Consider the following 16,425-nt stretch of genomic DNA (forward strand, 5'->3'; position numbering starts at 1 on the left):
GAGATCATCAATCCCACCCCCGCCGTCCTGATGCTCGAGGACGGGCGCACCTTCCGCGGACGGGCCTACGGAGCGCAGGGCACTGCCCTGGGCGAAGCGGTTTTCGCCACCGGCATGACCGGCTACCAGGAAACCATCACCGATCCCTCCTATGCCCGGCAGCTGGTGGTCCAGACGGCACCGCACATCGGCAACACCGGGGTCAACGGCGACGACGCCGAGTCCCGCCGCATCTGGGTGGCCGGCTACATTGTGCGCGACGCCGCCCGCCGTCCCTCAAGCTGGCGCTCCGAATCCACTCTGGACGAGCAGCTGGCGGAGCAGGGCGTCGTCGGCATCTCCGGGGTCGACACCCGCGCCGTCACCCGGCACCTGCGTGAACGCGGTGCCATGAAGGCCGGCATCTTCTCGGGCGACGACGCCGGCCGGCCGGACGCCGAACTGCTCGCCGAGGTCCGTGCCCAGCAGGGCATGGAAGGCGCGCGCCTGGCCGAAGAGGTCAGTGTGGATAAAACCTACCTGATCGACCCGGCGGACCACGGCTGGACGGGCGAACCGGTTGCCACGGTGGCTGCCGTCGACCTGGGTATCAAGTCGATGACCCCGGTCCGCCTGGCCGAGCGCGGCGTTCGGACCTACGTACTGCCCGCCGCTTCCACCTTTGAAGACATCTCGGCGCTGAAGGCCGACGGCGTGTTCATGTCCAACGGCCCCGGCGACCCGGCCACCGCCGACGCCCAGGTGGACCTGCTGCGCGAGGTGCTCGATTCCGGCACCCCGTTCTTTGGCATCTGCTTCGGCAACCAGATCCTTGGCCGCGCACTGGGCTTCGGCACCTACAAGCTGCGCTACGGCCACCGCGGCATCAACCAGCCCGTGCTGGATCGCCGCACCGGCAAGGTGGAGATCACCAGCCAGAACCACGGCTTCGCCGTCGACGCACCGCTGGACGGTCCAGTCACCGCACCGGAGTCCCGCTACGGCCGGGTGGAGGTCAGCCACGTGTCCCTGAATGACAACGTGGTGGAAGGCCTCGCCTGCCTGGACATCCCGGCTTTCTCCGTCCAGTACCACCCCGAAGCCGCCGCCGGCCCGCACGACTCCGCTTACCTCTTTGACCGTTTCGTGGAGCTTATGGCCTCCAGCAAGAACAAGGAGAGCATCTAATGCCCCGCAGAACCGACCTTAAATCCGTCCTGGTCATCGGCTCCGGCCCGATCGTCATCGGCCAGGCCGCGGAATTCGACTACTCCGGCACGCAGGCGCTGCGCGTCCTGAAGGAGGAAGGCCTGCGGGTCATCCTCGTGAACTCGAACCCGGCCACCATCATGACGGACCCGGAGTTCGCCGACGCCACGTACGTCGAGCCGATCACCCCGGAGGTGGTCGAGAAGATCATCGCCAAGGAACGCCCCGACGCCATCCTTCCCACCCTGGGCGGACAGACCGCGCTGAACACCGCCATCGCGCTGGATAAGAACGGCGTGCTGGAGAAATACAACGTGGAACTCATCGGCGCCAACATTGCCGCCATCGAACTGGGCGAGGACCGCGAAAAGTTCAAGGGCGTCGTCGAACGCTGCGGCGCCGAATCAGCTGATTCCATCATTGTGCACAGCATGGATGAGGCATTCGCCGCAGCCGAAAAGCTGGGCTACCCGATGGTGGTCCGGCCCTCCTTCACCATGGGCGGGCTGGGTTCCGGGCTGGCCTACAACGCGGAGGACCTGCGCCGCATCGCCGGCGCCGGCATCCAGTACAGCCCGACCTCCGAGGTATTGCTCGAAGAGAGCATCCTCGGCTGGAAGGAATACGAGCTGGAAATGATGCGCGACAAGAACGACAACGTGGTGGTCGTCTGTTCCATTGAGAACTTCGATCCCGTGGGCGTGCACACCGGCGACTCCATTACCGTGGCCCCGGCCATGACCCTGACCGACCGCGAATACCAGAAGCTGCGCAACATCGCCATCGCCGTCATCCGCGAGGTGGGGGTGGACACCGGCGGCTGCAACATCCAGTTCGCCATCGAACCGGATACCGGCCGCGTGGTGGTCATCGAAATGAACCCGCGTGTATCGCGCTCCTCCGCGCTGGCGTCCAAGGCCACCGGTTTCGCCATCGCCAAGATCGCCACCAAGCTCTCCCTGGGCTACACCCTGGATGAGATCCCCAACGACATCACGAAGAAGACCCCGGCGTCCTTCGAACCGACCCTGGACTACGTGGTCGTGAAGGTTCCGCGGTTCGCGTTCGAGAAGTTCCCGGCCGCGGATCCCACCCTGACCACCACCATGAAGTCGGTGGGCGAGGCCATGGCCATTGGCCGCAACTTCACCGAAGCCCTGCAGAAGGCGCTGCGTTCCCTGGAGCAGAAGGGCGCCACGCTGTCCTTCGATCCGGTGGACGCCGCCGACGTCCCGGCCCTGGTCGAAGCAGCCAAGCGGCCCACCACCGAGCGGCTGCAGCAGGTCCAGCAGGCCCTGCTGGGCGGCGCTTCCATTGAAGAGCTCTTCGAAGCCACCGGCATCGATCCCTGGTACCTGGACCAGCTGGCCCTGATCAACGAGACGGCCGAGCAGATCCGCGCCACGCCGTCGGTCAACGAGGACATCCTGCGCCTGGCCAAGCGGCACGGCTTCTCCGATGAGCAGATCGGAACGCTGACCAACACCCCGGAAGCCGTTGTCCGCGGCGTCCGGCACGCCCTGAACGTGCGCCCGGTCTACAAGACCGTGGACACCTGCGCCGCCGAGTTCGCCGCCTACACCCCGTACCACTACTCCTCCTACGACGAGGAGGACGAGGTGGCCGAACACGCCAAGCCGTCCATTATTATCCTGGGCTCCGGGCCCAACCGGATCGGTCAGGGCATCGAGTTCGACTACTCCTGCGTGCACGCGACCATGGCGCTGCGCGAAGCCGGCCACGAGACGGTCATGATCAACTGCAATCCCGAAACCGTCTCCACCGACTACGACATCTCCGACCGGCTCTACTTCGAGCCGCTCACCCTGGAAGACGTCCTGGAGGTGATCGCTGCCGAGCAGCGCACCGGCGGCGTACTGGGCGTGTTCGTCCAGCTTGGCGGGCAGACCCCGCTGAAGCTGGCGCAGGCGCTGGCCGACGCCGGTGTCCCCATCCTGGGCACCTCGCCCGAGGCAATCGACCTGGCGGAACACCGCGGTGCCTTCCAGCGGGTCCTGGACCAGGGCGGACTGACCGCACCGAAGAACGGTACCGCCGTCTCCTTTGAGGACGCGAAGAAGGTTGCGGACGAAATCGGTTACCCGGTGCTGGTCCGGCCTTCCTATGTGCTGGGCGGCCGGGGCATGGAAATCGTGTACGACGAGGAAAACCTGTCCCGCTACATCACCAACGCCACCGAAATCACGCCGGACCACCCGGTGCTGGTGGACCGGTTCCTCGAGGATGCGATCGAGATCGACGTGGACGCCCTCTTCGACGGCACCGACCTGTACGTGGGCGGGATCATGGAGCACATCGAGGAAGCCGGCATCCATTCCGGCGACTCCGCCTGCGTGCTGCCGCCCATCACCCTGGGCACCGACGTCATCGCCCGGGTCCGCGAAGCCACCCGGGCCATCGCCGCCGGCGTGGGCGTGCGCGGCCTGATCAACATCCAGTTCGCGCTGGCCTCCGACGTCCTGTACGTCATCGAAGCCAACCCGCGGGCCTCCCGCACGGTCCCGTTCGTCTCCAAGGCCACCGGAGTGCAGCTGGCCAAGGCCGCCGCCCTGATCGGCACCGGCGTCACCATCGCTGAACTGCGGGCCGCCGGAAAGCTGACCGCCGACGGCGACGGCTCCACCCTGCCGCTGGACGCCCCGGTGGCCGTGAAGGAGGCCGTGCTGCCCTTCAGCCGGTTCCGCACGCCCGAGGGCACTGTGGTGGATTCCCTGCTCGGCCCGGAAATGCGCTCCACCGGCGAGGTCATGGGCATCGACAAATACTTCGACACGGCCTTCGCCAAGTCCCAGGCCGCAGCCAACAGCGCCCTGCCCACCGCCGGCAAGGTGTTTGTATCCGTGGCCAACCGGGACAAGCGCTCAATCATCATGCCGGTGAAGCTGATGAGCGACCTCGGCTTCGAAATCCTCTCCACCGGCGGCACCGCCGATGTACTGCGCCGCAACGGCATCACCGCCACCGTGGTGCGGAAGGTTGCCGAGGGGACCGGCCCCAACGGGGAAGGCACCGTCGTCGACCTCATCACCGCAGGTGAGATCAACTTGGTGGTGAACACTCCCTCCGGCGGCCAGGCCCGCGGCGACGGTTACGAGATCCGTGCCGCTGCCACCTCCATCGGTTGCCCGGTGGTCACCACGGTGTCCGAGTTCGGCGCCGCGGTGCAGGCCATTGAGGCGATGCGCTCCTATGAATGGGATGTCACCTCGCTGCAGGAGCATGCCGCGCGCCTGAAGGCCGCCGCAGGTGCCTGAGGCACGCCGTCAGTTCGGCGCACGGCTGCGCTCGGCCATGGACCGCCGCGGGCAGCTGTGCGTGGGCGTTGATCCACATCCGGGCCTCTTGGCGGACTGGGGACTTAACGACGACGCCGCCGGGCTGGAGCGTTTCTCGCTGACCGTCCTGGAGGCGGTGGCCGGGCACGCCGCCGCACTCAAACCGCAGGTGGCCCTGTTCGAACGCCACGGCTCGGCGGGCCTGGCGGTCCTGGAGCGCTTGCTGGCGGCGTGCGCCGACGCGGGGATGCTCAGCATTGCCGATGCCAAGCGCGGCGACATTGGCTCCACCATGGCTGCCTATGCCGATGCCTGGCTGCGGGACGGCTCCGTCCTGGCTGCCGACGCCGTGACGCTCAGCCCGTATCTCGGCTTCGAATCGCTGCGCCCGGCCCTGGATCTCGCAGCAGGCAGCGGACGCGGTGTGTTTGTGCTGGCACTGACGTCCAACCCGGAAGGTGCCTCGGTGCAGCACGCCGGCAACGCTCACGGGGAACGCTCGGTGGCTGCACGCGTGGTTGATGCCGCCGCCGCGGAAAACGCCCGGACCCCGGATGGGCTGGGCCCGGTGGGCCTGGTGGTCGGCGCGACGGTGGGGGCCGGGGTGCTGGACGGGCTGGACATTGACCTGGCCGCATCCCGCGCGCCCCTGCTGGCGCCGGGCCTGGGTGCCCAAGGCGCCACGGCCGCAGACCTGCGCAAAACCTTCGGAGCGGCGTATCCCAATGTCCTGGCTACCTCCAGCCGCGGCATCCTGCAGGCCGGACCGGATCCGCGGTTGCTGCAGGCAGCGGCGGTACGGGCCGGCGCGGAGCTGGCAGCCGAACCGTAACTGCGCGCCGTCTGCGCCGAAAGCCCGCTCCATTGCAATTGGGCTTCGATTGCGGATAGGTTCGGTCCTACCAGCAGAGCCGCTGACAGCGGTACGTCGTCGTCCGGGAGTCCCTTTTGAACCTCAAGCCCCTGACCGAAGCCGAGCGTACCCGGGCCCGGGAAAAAGCCACTGCCGCCCGGGCCGTACGGGCCGAGGTCAAGTCACGCATCAAGTCCGGTGACCTCAGTATTGAAGAAGTGATCCTCTCCCGTTCGGGGGAGGAGGCCGTAGGCCGGCTGAAGGTCATGGACCTGCTCCGCGCCCTGCCCGGTGTAGGGGAGCGCCGCGCAGCTGGAATAATGGCTACGGTAGGTATAGCGACCACCCGCCGTGTCCGGGGGCTGGGCGTGCATCAGCGCAAGGCGCTGATCGAGCTGCTGGAGAACCACTAGGTTTCGACCGCTGCAGTCTTTCAGCGCATTTATCACGAGTGAATGAGGTTTACGTGTCGCAACCGCGGCTGACAGTTCTTGCAGGTCCAACCGCAGTTGGCAAGGGCACTGTGTCCACCTATATCCGGGACAATTATCCCGAGGTCTGGCTTTCCGTCTCAGCCACCACCCGGGCACCCCGGCCCGGCGAGGAAGACGGCGTGCACTACTTCTTCGTCAGCGCTGAAGAGTTCGACGCCATGATTGAACAGGACCAGATGCTCGAGTGGGCCGTTGTCCACGGCCGCAACCGCTACGGCACCCTGCGCCGCACCGTGGAGGCCGCCATGGCCGATGGTCGCAGCGTTCTCCTGGAGATTGACCTGCAGGGCGCACGCCAGGTCAAGAAGTCCATGCCGGAGGCGAATTTCGTGTTCCTGGCCCCGCCCAGCTGGGACGAAATGGTACGCCGTCTGGTGGGCCGGGGTACCGAAACCCCCGAAGAGCAGCAGCAACGGCTGGAAACCGCTAAACTGGAACTTGCTGCCGAGTCCGAGTTCGATCACACCGTCATTAATGATGACGTCCAGCGGGCTGCAGCTGAGCTCGTATCACTCATGGGAATCAGTCCGCGCCAGCGCTGACAAACCTCGAATCCCGTTCAAGAATTTTGGAGAACCCTGTGTCTGAAGGCATCATCAACCCGCCGATCGACGACCTGCTCGAAGCCGCCGATTCCAAGTACGCGCTGGTCATCTACGGTGCCAAGCGCGCCCGCCAGATCAATGCCTACTACTCCCAGCTCCATGAGGGCCTGTTCGAGTATGTTGGCCCGCTGGTCGAAACCAAGCTGAACGAAAAGCCGCTGTCCATCGCCCTGCGCGAGATCAACGACGGCATGCTTGTGGTGCGCCCGAGCGAAACCGCCGAGTAGACAGCACCACCAACGGGGGAAGGCAGCAGCGTGCGCGTAGTTCTGGGCGTTGGCGGCGGAATCGCCGCGTACAAAGCCGCGTCGCTGCTGCGGTTGTTTACCGAAGCCGGGCACAACGTCAGCGTTGTGCCCACTGAATCCTCCAAGCAGTTTGTTGGAGTTGCCACCTGGGAGGCACTGTCCGGCAATACCGTTTCCTCCTCGGTCTTTGACGAGGTGGAGAAGGTCAACCACGTTCGGCTGGGCCATGAAGCCGATCTGATTGTGGTCGCCCCCGCCACGGCGGACCTGCTGGCGCGCGCCGCCTCGGGGCAGGCCAATGACCTGCTGACAAATACGCTGCTGATGGCCAGGGGCCCGGTGGTGTTCGCACCTGCCATGCACACCGAAATGTGGGCCCATCCCGCCACGGCGGCCAACGTGGCGACCCTGCGCAGCCGCGGCGCCGTGGTCCTGGAACCGGGCGTCGGCCGCCTGACCGGCAAGGACTCGGGTCCGGGCCGGCTGCCCGAGCCCGAAGCGATCTACGCTGCCGCGTTGGCCGCGGTGGAGCCGGGCCCGCTTTCCGGTACCACTGTAACCATCACCGCCGGCGGCACCCGCGAACCCCTGGACCCGGTCCGTTTCCTGGGCAACCGTTCCTCCGGCAAGCAGGGGACCGCGCTGGCCTCGGCCGCCCTTGCCGCAGGCGCCAAGGTGCGCCTCATCGCCGCCCACATGGACGTCCCGGCCCCTGCCGGCGTCGAACTGGTTTCCGTGGAGACCGCGCTGGACATGCGTGCGGCAGTCCGCGAGGCTGCCGCCGATTCGGACGTGCTGATCATGGCCGCGGCCGTGGCCGACTTCCGTCCGGACCGGACGGTGGAAACCAAAATCAAAAAGAGCGACGACGTCCCCGACCCTGTGATTACCCTGGTCCGCAACCCCGATATCCTGCGCGAACTGGTGCAGGACCGGGATGCGTCCGCCACCGCCGCACCGCGGCTTATTGTCGGGTTCGCCGCCGAGACCGGTGACGCGTCAGCCGACGTCCTGGAATACGGCCGCAAGAAACTGGCCCGGAAGGGCTGCGACCTGCTGGTGCTGAACCGGGTGGGCCGGTCCCTGGTCTTCGGTCAGGACGAAACCGAGGTGACGATTCTCTCACCGCAGGACTCGGACCTGGAGCCGGCCGGAACCATCGCCGGTACCAAATCCGAGGTCTCGGCGCGCATCGTCGCACGGATTGCCGGCGAACTGGCTGCCCGCCGGTCCTGACCCCGCGGCCGGCCGGGTCCGGGAGTGTCCGGGGTGCCCGGTAGAGTAAATGCTGTGACTTCTACTTCTGCCTCTCCCAAGACGCAGTCCAACCTGCGCCTTTTTACCTCGGAATCCGTCACTGAGGGCCACCCGGACAAAATCTGCGACCAGATCAGTGACGCCATCCTCGACGGACTGCTCAAGGTGGACCCCGAGTCCCGGGTAGCTGTTGAAACCCTCGTGACCACCGGCCTGGTCCATGTTGCCGGTGAGGTGACCACCGAGGGCTACGTCGAAATCCCGCAGTTGGTCCGCGACACCATCCTGGACATCGGCTACGACTCTTCCGCCAACGGCTTCGATGGTGCGCGCTGCGGTGTGTCCGTCTCCATTGGCCAGCAGTCCCCGGAAATCGCCTCCGGCGTGTTCAACTCCCTGGAAAACCGCACCGGCAAGGTGGTGGACCCGTACGACGCCCAAGGCGCGGGGGACCAGGGCATTATGTTCGGCTACGCCAGTGATGAAACCTCGGTGCTGATGCCCACGCCCATCTGGCTGGCGCACCGGCTCTCCGAGCGCCTGACCAACGTCCGCAAGGACGGCACCCTCCCGTACCTCCGCCCGGACGGCAAGACCCAGGTCACCATTGGCTACGACGGCGACCGCCCAGTGTCCGTTGATTCCGTGGTGGTATCCACCCAGCACGCCGCAGACCTGGACCTTGAGCAGCTGCGGGCCGACATGGCCGCGTACGTCATCAATCCCGTGCTCGCTGGCAGTGACCTGGACGTCTCCAATGTGCAGCACATCATCAACCCGGGCGGCCCGTTCGTCATCGGCGGCCCCGTGGGAGACGCCGGCCTGACCGGCCGCAAGATCATTGTGGACACCTACGGCGGATTCGCCCGCCACGGCGGCGGCGCCTTCAGCGGCAAGGACCCGAGCAAGGTGGACCGTTCAGCGGCCTACGCCATGCGCTGGGTGGCCAAAAACGTGGTCGCCGCCGGCCTGGCCCGGCGTGCGGAAATCCAGATTGCCTACGCCATCGGCATGGCCCGCCCCGTAGGCATCTACGTGGAGACCTTTGGGACCGAAACCGTTGACCCGGCCCGGATCGCCGACGCCGTCCAGGAGGTCTTCGACCTCCGCCCGCTGGGCATCATTAACGGCCTGGACCTGAAGCGCCCCATCTACCAGCGAACCGCCGCGCACGGCCACTTCGGCCGCGAGGATGAAGGGTTCACCTGGGAGCGCAAGGACAAGGTCGAGGACCTCCGCAGCTACTTCAACGTGTAGCCGGCATGGCAGCGGACCAGTCCGGGGAGGCCGTGCAGCTGTCGCTGCTGCACGGCTTCACGCCGCCGGCCAAGGCAGTGGGCAAGGCCCAGCCGGCGCCTGCCCTGCCGATAGCGCGCGTCTTGCTGGACTCGCCCCTGCCGCACCTGGACCGGCCGTTCGACTATCTGGTTCCCGTGGAGCTCGACGCCGACGCGGTGTCCGGTGCCCGGGTCAAGGTCCGGTTCGGCGGGCAGGAGCTGCCCGGGTTCATCACCGAACGGACCGCGGAAGCGGATACCACGGCCCGGCTGATGCCGCTGGGTAAGGTCATTTCCCCGCAGCCGGTGCTCACCCCGCAGATCCTTCGCCTGGCTGAAGCGGTGGCGGCACGGTACGCGGGCACGGTGCACGATGTGCTGCGCGTCGCCATTCCGCCGCGGGCGGCCCGTGTGGACAAGGAATTCACGGCACGCAAGAACGCGGCGGCCGACGGCGAAACTGCTACGCCGGCCGCACCGGGTAAGGCTGACGGACCGGAAGGTGCCGGAGCGAATCCGCTGGCACGTTATCCGCACGGCCCCCGCTTCCTCACCCACCTGGCTGCCGGCCACAGTCCGCGCGCGGTGCTCTCCTCACTGGGCGGATACGGACCGCAGGACTGGCCTGCCGAAATCGCCGAAGCCGTCCGGTCCACGCTGATTTCCGGGCGCGGGGCCGTAGTGGTGGTGCCCGACAACAAGGACCTGGCCCGGCTTCAGGCTGCCCTGACCGCACGCATCGGAGCCGACGCGTTTGTGCGGCTGACTGCGGAGGATGGTCCCACCCCGCGCTACCGCAGCTTCCTAAAGCTGCTGCACGGTGACGTCCGGGTGGCTATCGGCACCCGGTCAGCTGCCTACGCACCCGTAACGGACCTTGGCTTGGCCGTGCTCTGGGACGACGCCGATGACCTGCATGCCGAGCAGCGCGCTCCCTACCAGCATGCACGCGATGTCCTGCTGCTGCGCACCGAACTGGAGAACTGTGCGCTCCTGCTTGCCTCGCATTCGCGCAGCACCGAAGCCCAGCGGCTGGTTGCCAGCGGCTGGGCCGCCGGGATCGCGGCCGAGCGCTCCACCGTCCGCGGGCACGCGCCCCGCGTGGTCAGCACCTCGGACTCCTTCACCATGGAACGGGATCCGTTGGCGGCCCGGGCCCGGATTCCGCATACAGCGTGGAAGGCCGCCCAGGACGGGCTGACCCGCGGTCCGGTGCTGGTCCAGGTGGCACGTACCGGTTTCTCTCCGGCCCTTGCCTGCCAGGACTGCCGGGAACCCGCGCGCTGCCGGCACTGCTCCGGTCCGTTGGGGCTGGCCAGCCGAAACGGCATTCCCGCCTGCCGCTGGTGCGGGCGCCCGGAGCCTATGTGGCACTGCGGCAACTGCGGCGGAACACAGCTGCGCGGTTCCACTGCCGGCGCGGGACGCACTGCCGAGGAGCTGGGGCGCGCCTTTCCTTCCACCACGGTCATTTCATCGGCTGGGGACCATGTGCGGGCCGAGATCCCTGATGCGCCTGCACTGGTGGTTGCCACGCCCGGAGCCGAACCGGTTGCGGCCGGCGGATACGCGGCGGCCATCCTGCTGGACGGCAACGCGATGCTCTCGCGGGAGTCCCTGCGTGCCGGGGAAGATACCCTGCGGCGCTGGTTCAGCGCCGCCGCGCTGGTTCGTCCGGCGGGGGAGAAGGGACTGGTGGTGGTGACGGCCGACGACGGCACAACCGTTGGGCACCTGCTGCGCTGGGACCCTGCGGGGGCAGCGGAGCGCGAACTGGCGCTGCGGCAGGAACTAGGCCTGCCTCCTGCTGTACGGTATGCGGAGCTGACCGGTTCGCGTGAGGCACTGGAAGCCTTTAGTACCCGGCTGGACCTGCCTCAGGGGGTCCGTTCCATTGGTCCTGCACCGCTTCCCTCCGCAGGTCTTCCGGGCGGCGTCCAGGACAGGGGACCGGAGGCCGGGCAGCTGGGCGGAGCCGGCGGCAGGTACCGCACGCTGCTGTTCTTCCCCTATGCTGCGGCCCCGTCCATCACGGCGTCGTTGCGGTCCGTCAAGGCCGCAGCATCAGCGCGGCGCACGGGCGACCCGGTGTACGTGCGGGTGGACGGCACCGACATCCTTTAAGCCGCTACAAGAGTTCACACAGCTACAGCAGTTCACACAGGACGGCGCAGCCCGCGAGCAGCACGAGGAGCGATAGCTGCGCGGCGTTGCCCAGCCGGGCAAGCCTTCCGAGAAGTCCGCGGGGCACGCCGTGGATCATCCAGCCGGGCCGATTGACTTTGGGAATATGCACAGGCCATCCCTTCTTCCTGGAGGCGGCGACTAAGAGGAGTCCCTTCCAGTATCCAGCCGGCCACGGAACGGTCCCTAACCTGAGCGGCGTGAACTTGGCAACAACCGCGTACAAGAGCGGGGTCCCGGGAGAGTTCCCGGGACCCCGCTTGGTTGTCACGCGCTGACGGCCTCGTGTGCCTCGGCGTCACGGGCTTCGCCTGCCTGCACCGCGATCTTCCTCGGCTTGGCCCGCTCGCTCACCGGGATGGTTACGCTCAGGACACCGTTCTCGTAGCTTGCGGAGATCTTCTCGGTGTCGAGTCCCTGCCCCAGGTTCAGCTGGCGCAGGAACGAACCGCTTTCCCGTTCCCGGGTGAGCCACTTGACGCCTTCGGCTCCGTGCAGGGTGCGCTGGGCCCGGATGGTCAGCAGCTGGCCGTCGATATCAACGTCGATGGATCCGGGATCGATGCCCGGCAGGTCGGCGGCCAGGACATAGTGGTCGCCCTGCCGGTAAAGGTCCATCGGCATGCCGCGGAGCGTTCCTTCACCGCGCAGTGCCTGTGCCATCCGGTCGAGTTCCTGGAACGGATCAAACTTCATAGCCATGTGGTATCAACTCCTCCATTCGATCGCTTGATTCAAGCGTTGTTCTGCCTTTGTTGTGCGTTTGTTGTGCGATTGTTCCAAAGTTGAGTGAGCATCACTCAACTTGCGGAAGCAGATTAGCACTCCACGGATCGGAGTGCCAACTACTTTTTCTGCGGCACAGGTAACGCAGGCACGGGAATTCAGAGCGCAGGTTTGAGCGTGGTTTCCACCCAGGCAGCGAAGCTTGTTTCGGTAACCCGGTGCGGGTCTCGGACCTGCACGTCGTAAATGCCGTTGTTCTGGGCGGCCCCCATGTCCGCTAGGCCCTGAACCCAGCCTTCACTCATGCCGTATTGGAGGAGCGTCGACCGGTAGGTATCGGAGCTGACCTGCGCAAAGTGCACGGGCCGGCCGATACTGTCCGAGATAATCCCTGCCATCTGCCGTGGGGTGAGCAGGTCCGGCCCCACCACGGGTAACGACTCCTGCCCCGTCCAGGTCCGGTCTGTCAGCAGTCCCACCGCAACACGGGCGATGTCGGGGGTCGCGACGGTCAGCAGTACTTTGTCCTGCTCGTTGGGCAGGGGGAGTATCCCGTGGTCCTTGATGGATGAGCGGTGGTTCAGGAGGTTGTCCATAAAGAAGGGCATGGCCAGGGAGCGGGTGTGCACGCCTGTTGCGTTGATGATCCCTTCCGCCTCCAGGGCAGCGGAGAGGTGCCCGGCCTCTGCCGTATACCCCCGCCCGAGGGTGGATACCACGACCGCACGCTTGACCCCTGTTGCGGTAATTGCAGCCGCCGACGCCGCGGCGAACCCGCGGTAGTGGCTCCGTACATTCGCTGCATGGACATCTGGCGGGGTGATGTGGAGTACGGCATCCGCCCCCTCGTAGGCAGCCATGGCGACCTCAGGGTTGCCGTGCGAACCCGCGAACACCTCGACGTTTTCGGCGATGCCGTCCGGCAGCGCCGCGGGGTTCCGGGCAATAACCCGCACGGACTGGCGCTCCGCGAGCAGGCCCTGAACTACTGCGTGCCCGATCTGGCCGGTTGGTGTGGTGACTACAATCATGGTTTCCTCCGAAAATGGGCATCCTGCTTGGCAGTATTGGAACCGGAGTTCCGGTTCCGCTTTGGTGTGCGCCACGATACGGAACTACAATTCCGTTTGTCAAAGGAGTGCCACATTGAATGATTCTTTACGTGCCGATGCGCGAAGGAACCGGCAGAAAATCCTGGCTGCGGCCAGGGAGCTGTTCGCCAGCCACGGCAACGATGTCCACATGGACAAAATTGCTGCCCATGCCGGCGTCGGCATAGGTTCCCTTTACCGGCACTTCTCCAACAAGCAGGAGCTGCTCACGGCGATTGTGCAGGAACGATTCGGCGGCATGTCTGAGCTCGCCCGCTCGGCGGAGGCAATCGAAGACCCCCGGGCGGCATTTGAGGCCGTGCTGGTGGGCTACCTGGAAGCCGCGGACGACGACGCCGGCTTCCAGCTCGCCTTGCTCGGTTCCGGGCCTTTCGAATGGGAGGGCGTCCAAGCCGAGAAGACGGAGTTTGCCCGCATCGTCACCCGGATCATCCGCAGGGCCGCTGACTCCGGTGCCGTGCGCGGGGATCTGACCTGGGACGACTTTCCGGTGATCACCTGCGGGATTATGTCGACCATGTATTTCCAGCCCGGCGGCGCCGATTGGCGCCGGCATCTGACCCTTGTCCTGGAGGGGCTGGGATAGCCTGCGGCCCCGCACTACCCCTGCCGGCGAGCCAGCCAGTCGTACACCAGCCGGGCTGTGTGCCGTCCGTGGATGCGCAGGAGGGGACTGGTGTCGACGTCGGGTTGGCTGCCCCAGTGGATCATGTAGTTCAGCAGGGCTGCCAGCAAGGCATCAATATAGGCGTCCGGCACGTCCCGGGTGAGTTCGGACCGGCGCAGCCAGGCATCGGCGTCGATACCGTCGGCCCGGGCGTAAGGCAGCACCCCCACCCAGTCGATCCAGGGTGCACCGGTGCCCAGGAAATTCCAGTCGCAGAACAGCGCACGTCCGTTGCTGATGAGGATGTTGTCGGCGCGCAGATCGCCGTGCAGGACGGCGTCTCCGGCCAGTGCCTCGGGACACAGGTCCAGTGCTTCCTGGAACCCGCCGGCCTCTTCCGCGCTGAGCCCGGGGAGGAACCATGGCGGCTCTCCGCCGTCGGCGACCGCCTTGAACCGGGTCGGAATCAGGGCCATATCCTCGGCCACCGGCGTCCCGCCTTCGGCCTGCGGGAAGTCGGTGAGCAGCGCTGCGGCAGTGACGCAGGCGGTTTCGACGGCGGCAACATCCGCTTCGGTCCAAGGTTGGCCCGGCATCCGTCCGGGCACGGCCTCGTACACCAGCACCTGCCAGTGAATGCCGTCGGCCACCAGCCGTTGCGCACTGCGCAGGGCAGGCATAGGCATCCCCGGGAGCATCAGGGGAACCACCTGGGACTCGCGGAGATAGGAAGGGTAGATGAAGGCGTCCGACGCCGCGGCCGCCTTGGCGAAGATACGGTCCCCGCTCTTGTTCCCGAGCACCGCAGCGAAGCCGGGGGTGAACCCGCCGCCTGCCGGCTCCACCAGTGACACCCCGCCGTCAAGGGAAGCGGCAATGCTGTCCCGGACAGCAGCAGGAAGCCGGCCCCAGGGGAGACGGCGTGCGGTTCGGCGGTAATCGGGAATAGCCAGGGGTTCCTGCATGGCCACAGCCTACGGGAGGGGGCGGCAACCTGCCGCCAGCTGCTGCAGCCGGGCGGCAGGCGCCAGCAGCCCCGAAGGCAATTAAGTTGTACACAACTGAGTTGTGTCCTACGGTGGAAGGCATGAACGAATCGCTGCAGCGCCAGGTCTGCTTCTCGCTGTACTCAGCCTCACGGGCCGCCACCGCGCTGTACCGTCCAATGCTCGAGGAACTTAAGCTGACCTACCCGCAGTTCCTGGTAATGACGCTGCTCTGGGAACAGGACGGCCAGAGCGTGAGTGACCTGGGGCAGTCCCTGGAACTGGACTCGGGCACGCTCTCTCCGCTGCTCAAGCGGCTGGAAGCGGCGCAGTTGCTTCAGCGCCGCCGGGCCGTTGAGGACGAGCGCCGGGTCCGCGTCTACCTCACAGAGGCAGGACGCGCCCTGGAACAGAAATCCCACGACCTTCCGGACCGTGTCGCAGCATCCGCCGGCCTGGATCCGGAGGAACTGCGCAGCCTCCAGGAAACCCTCGCCAAGGTCAATGCCGCGCTGCGGCAGTCCGTGGTCAAAGCCCAACAGTCCATCCACCCCAACAGTTAGGACCTCTCCATGAGCACGTACCCCGAAACAGGCCGTGAAATCCAGCTTGCCTCCCGCCCCGAGGGCTGGCCCGCAGATGAGAACTTCCGCTTGGCCGAAGTGCCGGTCCCTGAACTGCAGGACGGCCAGGTGCTGGTCCGTAACCTGCACATGTCCGTGGACCCCTACATGCGCGGACGCATGAATGACGTGAAGTCCTACGTCCCGCCGTTTAAGCTCGACGCCGCACTCGAGGGCGGCGCAGTCGGCGAGGTCGTGGAATCCCGCTCGGATGACCGCAAGCCCGGCGACATAGTGCTCCACGGCCTTGGCTGGCGGGACTACGCGGTGCTGGACGGCCGCCGCACCAAGGTCATTGACACGGATCTGGCCCCCGCCAGCGCCTACCTGGGTGTACTGGGAATGCCCGGACAGACCGCTTACATCGGCCTGACCAAGGTGGGGGAGTTCAAAGAAGGGGATGTGGTTTTCGTCTCGGGTGCCGCAGGCGCCGTGGGATCCCTCGTAGGCCAGATCGCCAAGGCGCTGGGAGCGAAGAAGGTCATCGGCAGCGCCGGTTCCGCGGAAAAGGTCCAGCGGCTGCTTGACCTCGGATTCGACGAGGCGTTCAACTACCACGAGGGCCCCGTCAAGGACGCCCTGAAGAAGGCAGCCGGTGCGGACGGTATCGATGTCTACTTCGACAATGTTGGCGGCGAACATCTCGAAGCAGCCCTCTCAGTGATGAACAAGGGCGGCCGGGTCGCAATGTGCGGGGCCATCTCCCAGTACAACGACAAGGGCGCCGCCACCGGACCCCGCAACCTTGCCATCGCCATCGGCAAGGAAATCACGCTGCGCGGCTTCATCGTCGGCAGCTACAGCCAGTATGTCGACGAGTTCAACACCGTGATGGGCGGCTGGCTGCGGGACGGCGTGGTCAGCTACGACGAAACCTTCGTGGACGGCCTGGAGAACGCACCGCAGGCCTTCATCGACCTGATGAAGGGTGCCAACAAGGGCAAGATGGTCGTTAACCTCTAACGGCAG

Annotated in this window: 16 protein-coding genes; 12 read left to right on the forward strand and 4 right to left on the reverse strand. The window is 66.4% G+C overall.

The features are described from left to right. Window positions 1-30: 30 nt before the first annotated feature. The 9 genes from carA (at window position 31) to LJ754_RS08390 (ending at window position 11,342) form a co-directional block, all read left to right on the forward strand. Window positions 31-1,167 carry a glutamine-hydrolyzing carbamoyl-phosphate synthase small subunit gene (gene carA, locus LJ754_RS08350; RefSeq protein WP_227926588.1) on the forward strand — a complete coding sequence of 379 codons (1,137 nt, stop codon included), beginning with the start codon at window positions 31-33 and terminating at the stop codon, window positions 1,165-1,167. Next, window positions 1,167-4,463: a carbamoyl-phosphate synthase large subunit gene (gene carB / locus LJ754_RS08355; protein ID WP_227926228.1), complete on the forward strand. Its 3,297-nt coding sequence runs from the start codon at window positions 1,167-1,169 to the stop codon at window positions 4,461-4,463. The genes carA and carB overlap by 1 nt, the downstream gene beginning before the upstream one ends. After that, the gene (gene pyrF / locus LJ754_RS08360) at window positions 4,456-5,316 is read left to right on the forward strand and encodes an orotidine-5'-phosphate decarboxylase (RefSeq protein WP_227926229.1); all 861 of its coding nucleotides are present in this window, start codon (window positions 4,456-4,458) and stop codon (window positions 5,314-5,316) included. Before carB ends, pyrF begins: the two co-directional genes overlap by 8 nt. Before the next feature lie 116 nt (window positions 5,317-5,432). Next, window positions 5,433-5,750: an integration host factor, actinobacterial type gene (gene mihF, locus LJ754_RS08365; RefSeq protein WP_227926230.1), complete on the forward strand. Its 318-nt coding sequence runs from the start codon at window positions 5,433-5,435 to the stop codon at window positions 5,748-5,750. Window positions 5,751-5,803: 53 nt separating this feature from the next. Beyond that, window positions 5,804-6,373 carry a guanylate kinase gene (gmk, locus tag LJ754_RS08370; protein ID WP_227911474.1) on the forward strand — a complete coding sequence of 190 codons (570 nt, stop codon included), beginning with the start codon at window positions 5,804-5,806 and terminating at the stop codon, window positions 6,371-6,373. A 26-nt stretch (window positions 6,374-6,399) separates the two neighbouring features. Continuing rightward, window positions 6,400-6,663 (forward strand): DNA-directed RNA polymerase subunit omega, encoded by a 264-nt coding sequence (gene rpoZ / locus LJ754_RS08375; RefSeq protein ID WP_227911473.1) that lies wholly within the window; start codon window positions 6,400-6,402, stop codon window positions 6,661-6,663. Window positions 6,664-6,693: 30 nt separating this feature from the next. Further along, a complete protein-coding gene (gene coaBC / locus LJ754_RS08380; RefSeq protein WP_227926231.1) occupies window positions 6,694-7,920 on the forward strand; it encodes a bifunctional phosphopantothenoylcysteine decarboxylase/phosphopantothenate--cysteine ligase CoaBC in 1,227 nt (408 codons plus the stop codon). Between the two features lie 54 nt (window positions 7,921-7,974). Next, complete coding sequence (gene metK, locus LJ754_RS08385; protein ID WP_227911471.1) at window positions 7,975-9,198, forward strand: methionine adenosyltransferase; 1,224 nt, start codon at window positions 7,975-7,977, stop codon at window positions 9,196-9,198. Between the two features lie 5 nt (window positions 9,199-9,203). Beyond that, the gene (locus LJ754_RS08390; protein ID WP_227926232.1) at window positions 9,204-11,342 is read left to right on the forward strand and encodes a primosomal protein N'; all 2,139 of its coding nucleotides are present in this window, start codon (window positions 9,204-9,206) and stop codon (window positions 11,340-11,342) included. Between the two features lie 22 nt (window positions 11,343-11,364). On the opposite strand, the gene LJ754_RS08395 is transcribed toward LJ754_RS08390, so the two are convergent. From LJ754_RS08395 to LJ754_RS08405, 3 genes are all read right to left on the reverse strand, one after another. Further along, the gene (locus LJ754_RS08395) at window positions 11,365-11,514 is read right to left on the reverse strand and encodes a hypothetical protein (RefSeq protein ID WP_227911469.1); all 150 of its coding nucleotides are present in this window, start codon (window positions 11,512-11,514) and stop codon (window positions 11,365-11,367) included. A gap of 155 nt (window positions 11,515-11,669) precedes the next feature. Next, on the reverse strand, window positions 11,670-12,104 hold the full coding sequence (locus tag LJ754_RS08400) for an Hsp20/alpha crystallin family protein (RefSeq protein WP_227911468.1): 435 nt from the start codon (window positions 12,102-12,104) through the stop codon (window positions 11,670-11,672). Window positions 12,105-12,286: 182 nt separating this feature from the next. Beyond that, window positions 12,287-13,159: an NmrA family NAD(P)-binding protein gene (locus LJ754_RS08405; RefSeq protein ID WP_227926233.1), complete on the reverse strand. Its 873-nt coding sequence runs from the start codon at window positions 13,157-13,159 to the stop codon at window positions 12,287-12,289. 115 nt (window positions 13,160-13,274) lie between these two features. Here LJ754_RS08405 and LJ754_RS08410 point away from each other — a divergent pair, with 115 nt between their 5' ends. Continuing rightward, on the forward strand, window positions 13,275-13,826 hold the full coding sequence (locus LJ754_RS08410; RefSeq protein WP_227926234.1) for a TetR/AcrR family transcriptional regulator: 552 nt from the start codon (window positions 13,275-13,277) through the stop codon (window positions 13,824-13,826). A 14-nt stretch (window positions 13,827-13,840) separates the two neighbouring features. Here LJ754_RS08410 and LJ754_RS08415 read toward each other — a convergent pair whose 3' ends face one another. Continuing rightward, complete coding sequence (locus LJ754_RS08415) at window positions 13,841-14,812, reverse strand: phosphotransferase (protein ID WP_227926235.1); 972 nt, start codon at window positions 14,810-14,812, stop codon at window positions 13,841-13,843. 122 nt (window positions 14,813-14,934) lie between these two features. Here LJ754_RS08415 and LJ754_RS08420 point away from each other — a divergent pair, with 122 nt between their 5' ends. Together LJ754_RS08420 and LJ754_RS08425 are read left to right on the forward strand one after the other, a co-directional pair. Further along, entirely contained in the window at window positions 14,935-15,396 is a 462-nt protein-coding gene (locus tag LJ754_RS08420) for a MarR family winged helix-turn-helix transcriptional regulator (protein WP_227926236.1), read from the forward strand. A gap of 9 nt (window positions 15,397-15,405) precedes the next feature. Then, a complete protein-coding gene (locus LJ754_RS08425; RefSeq protein WP_227926237.1) occupies window positions 15,406-16,419 on the forward strand; it encodes an NADP-dependent oxidoreductase in 1,014 nt (337 codons plus the stop codon). Window positions 16,420-16,425: the final 6 nt, after the last annotated feature.

The organism is Arthrobacter sp. zg-Y40 (genome assembly GCF_020731535.1).
In the GTDB taxonomy this organism is placed as follows: Bacteria; Actinomycetota; Actinomycetes; order Actinomycetales; family Micrococcaceae; genus Arthrobacter_B.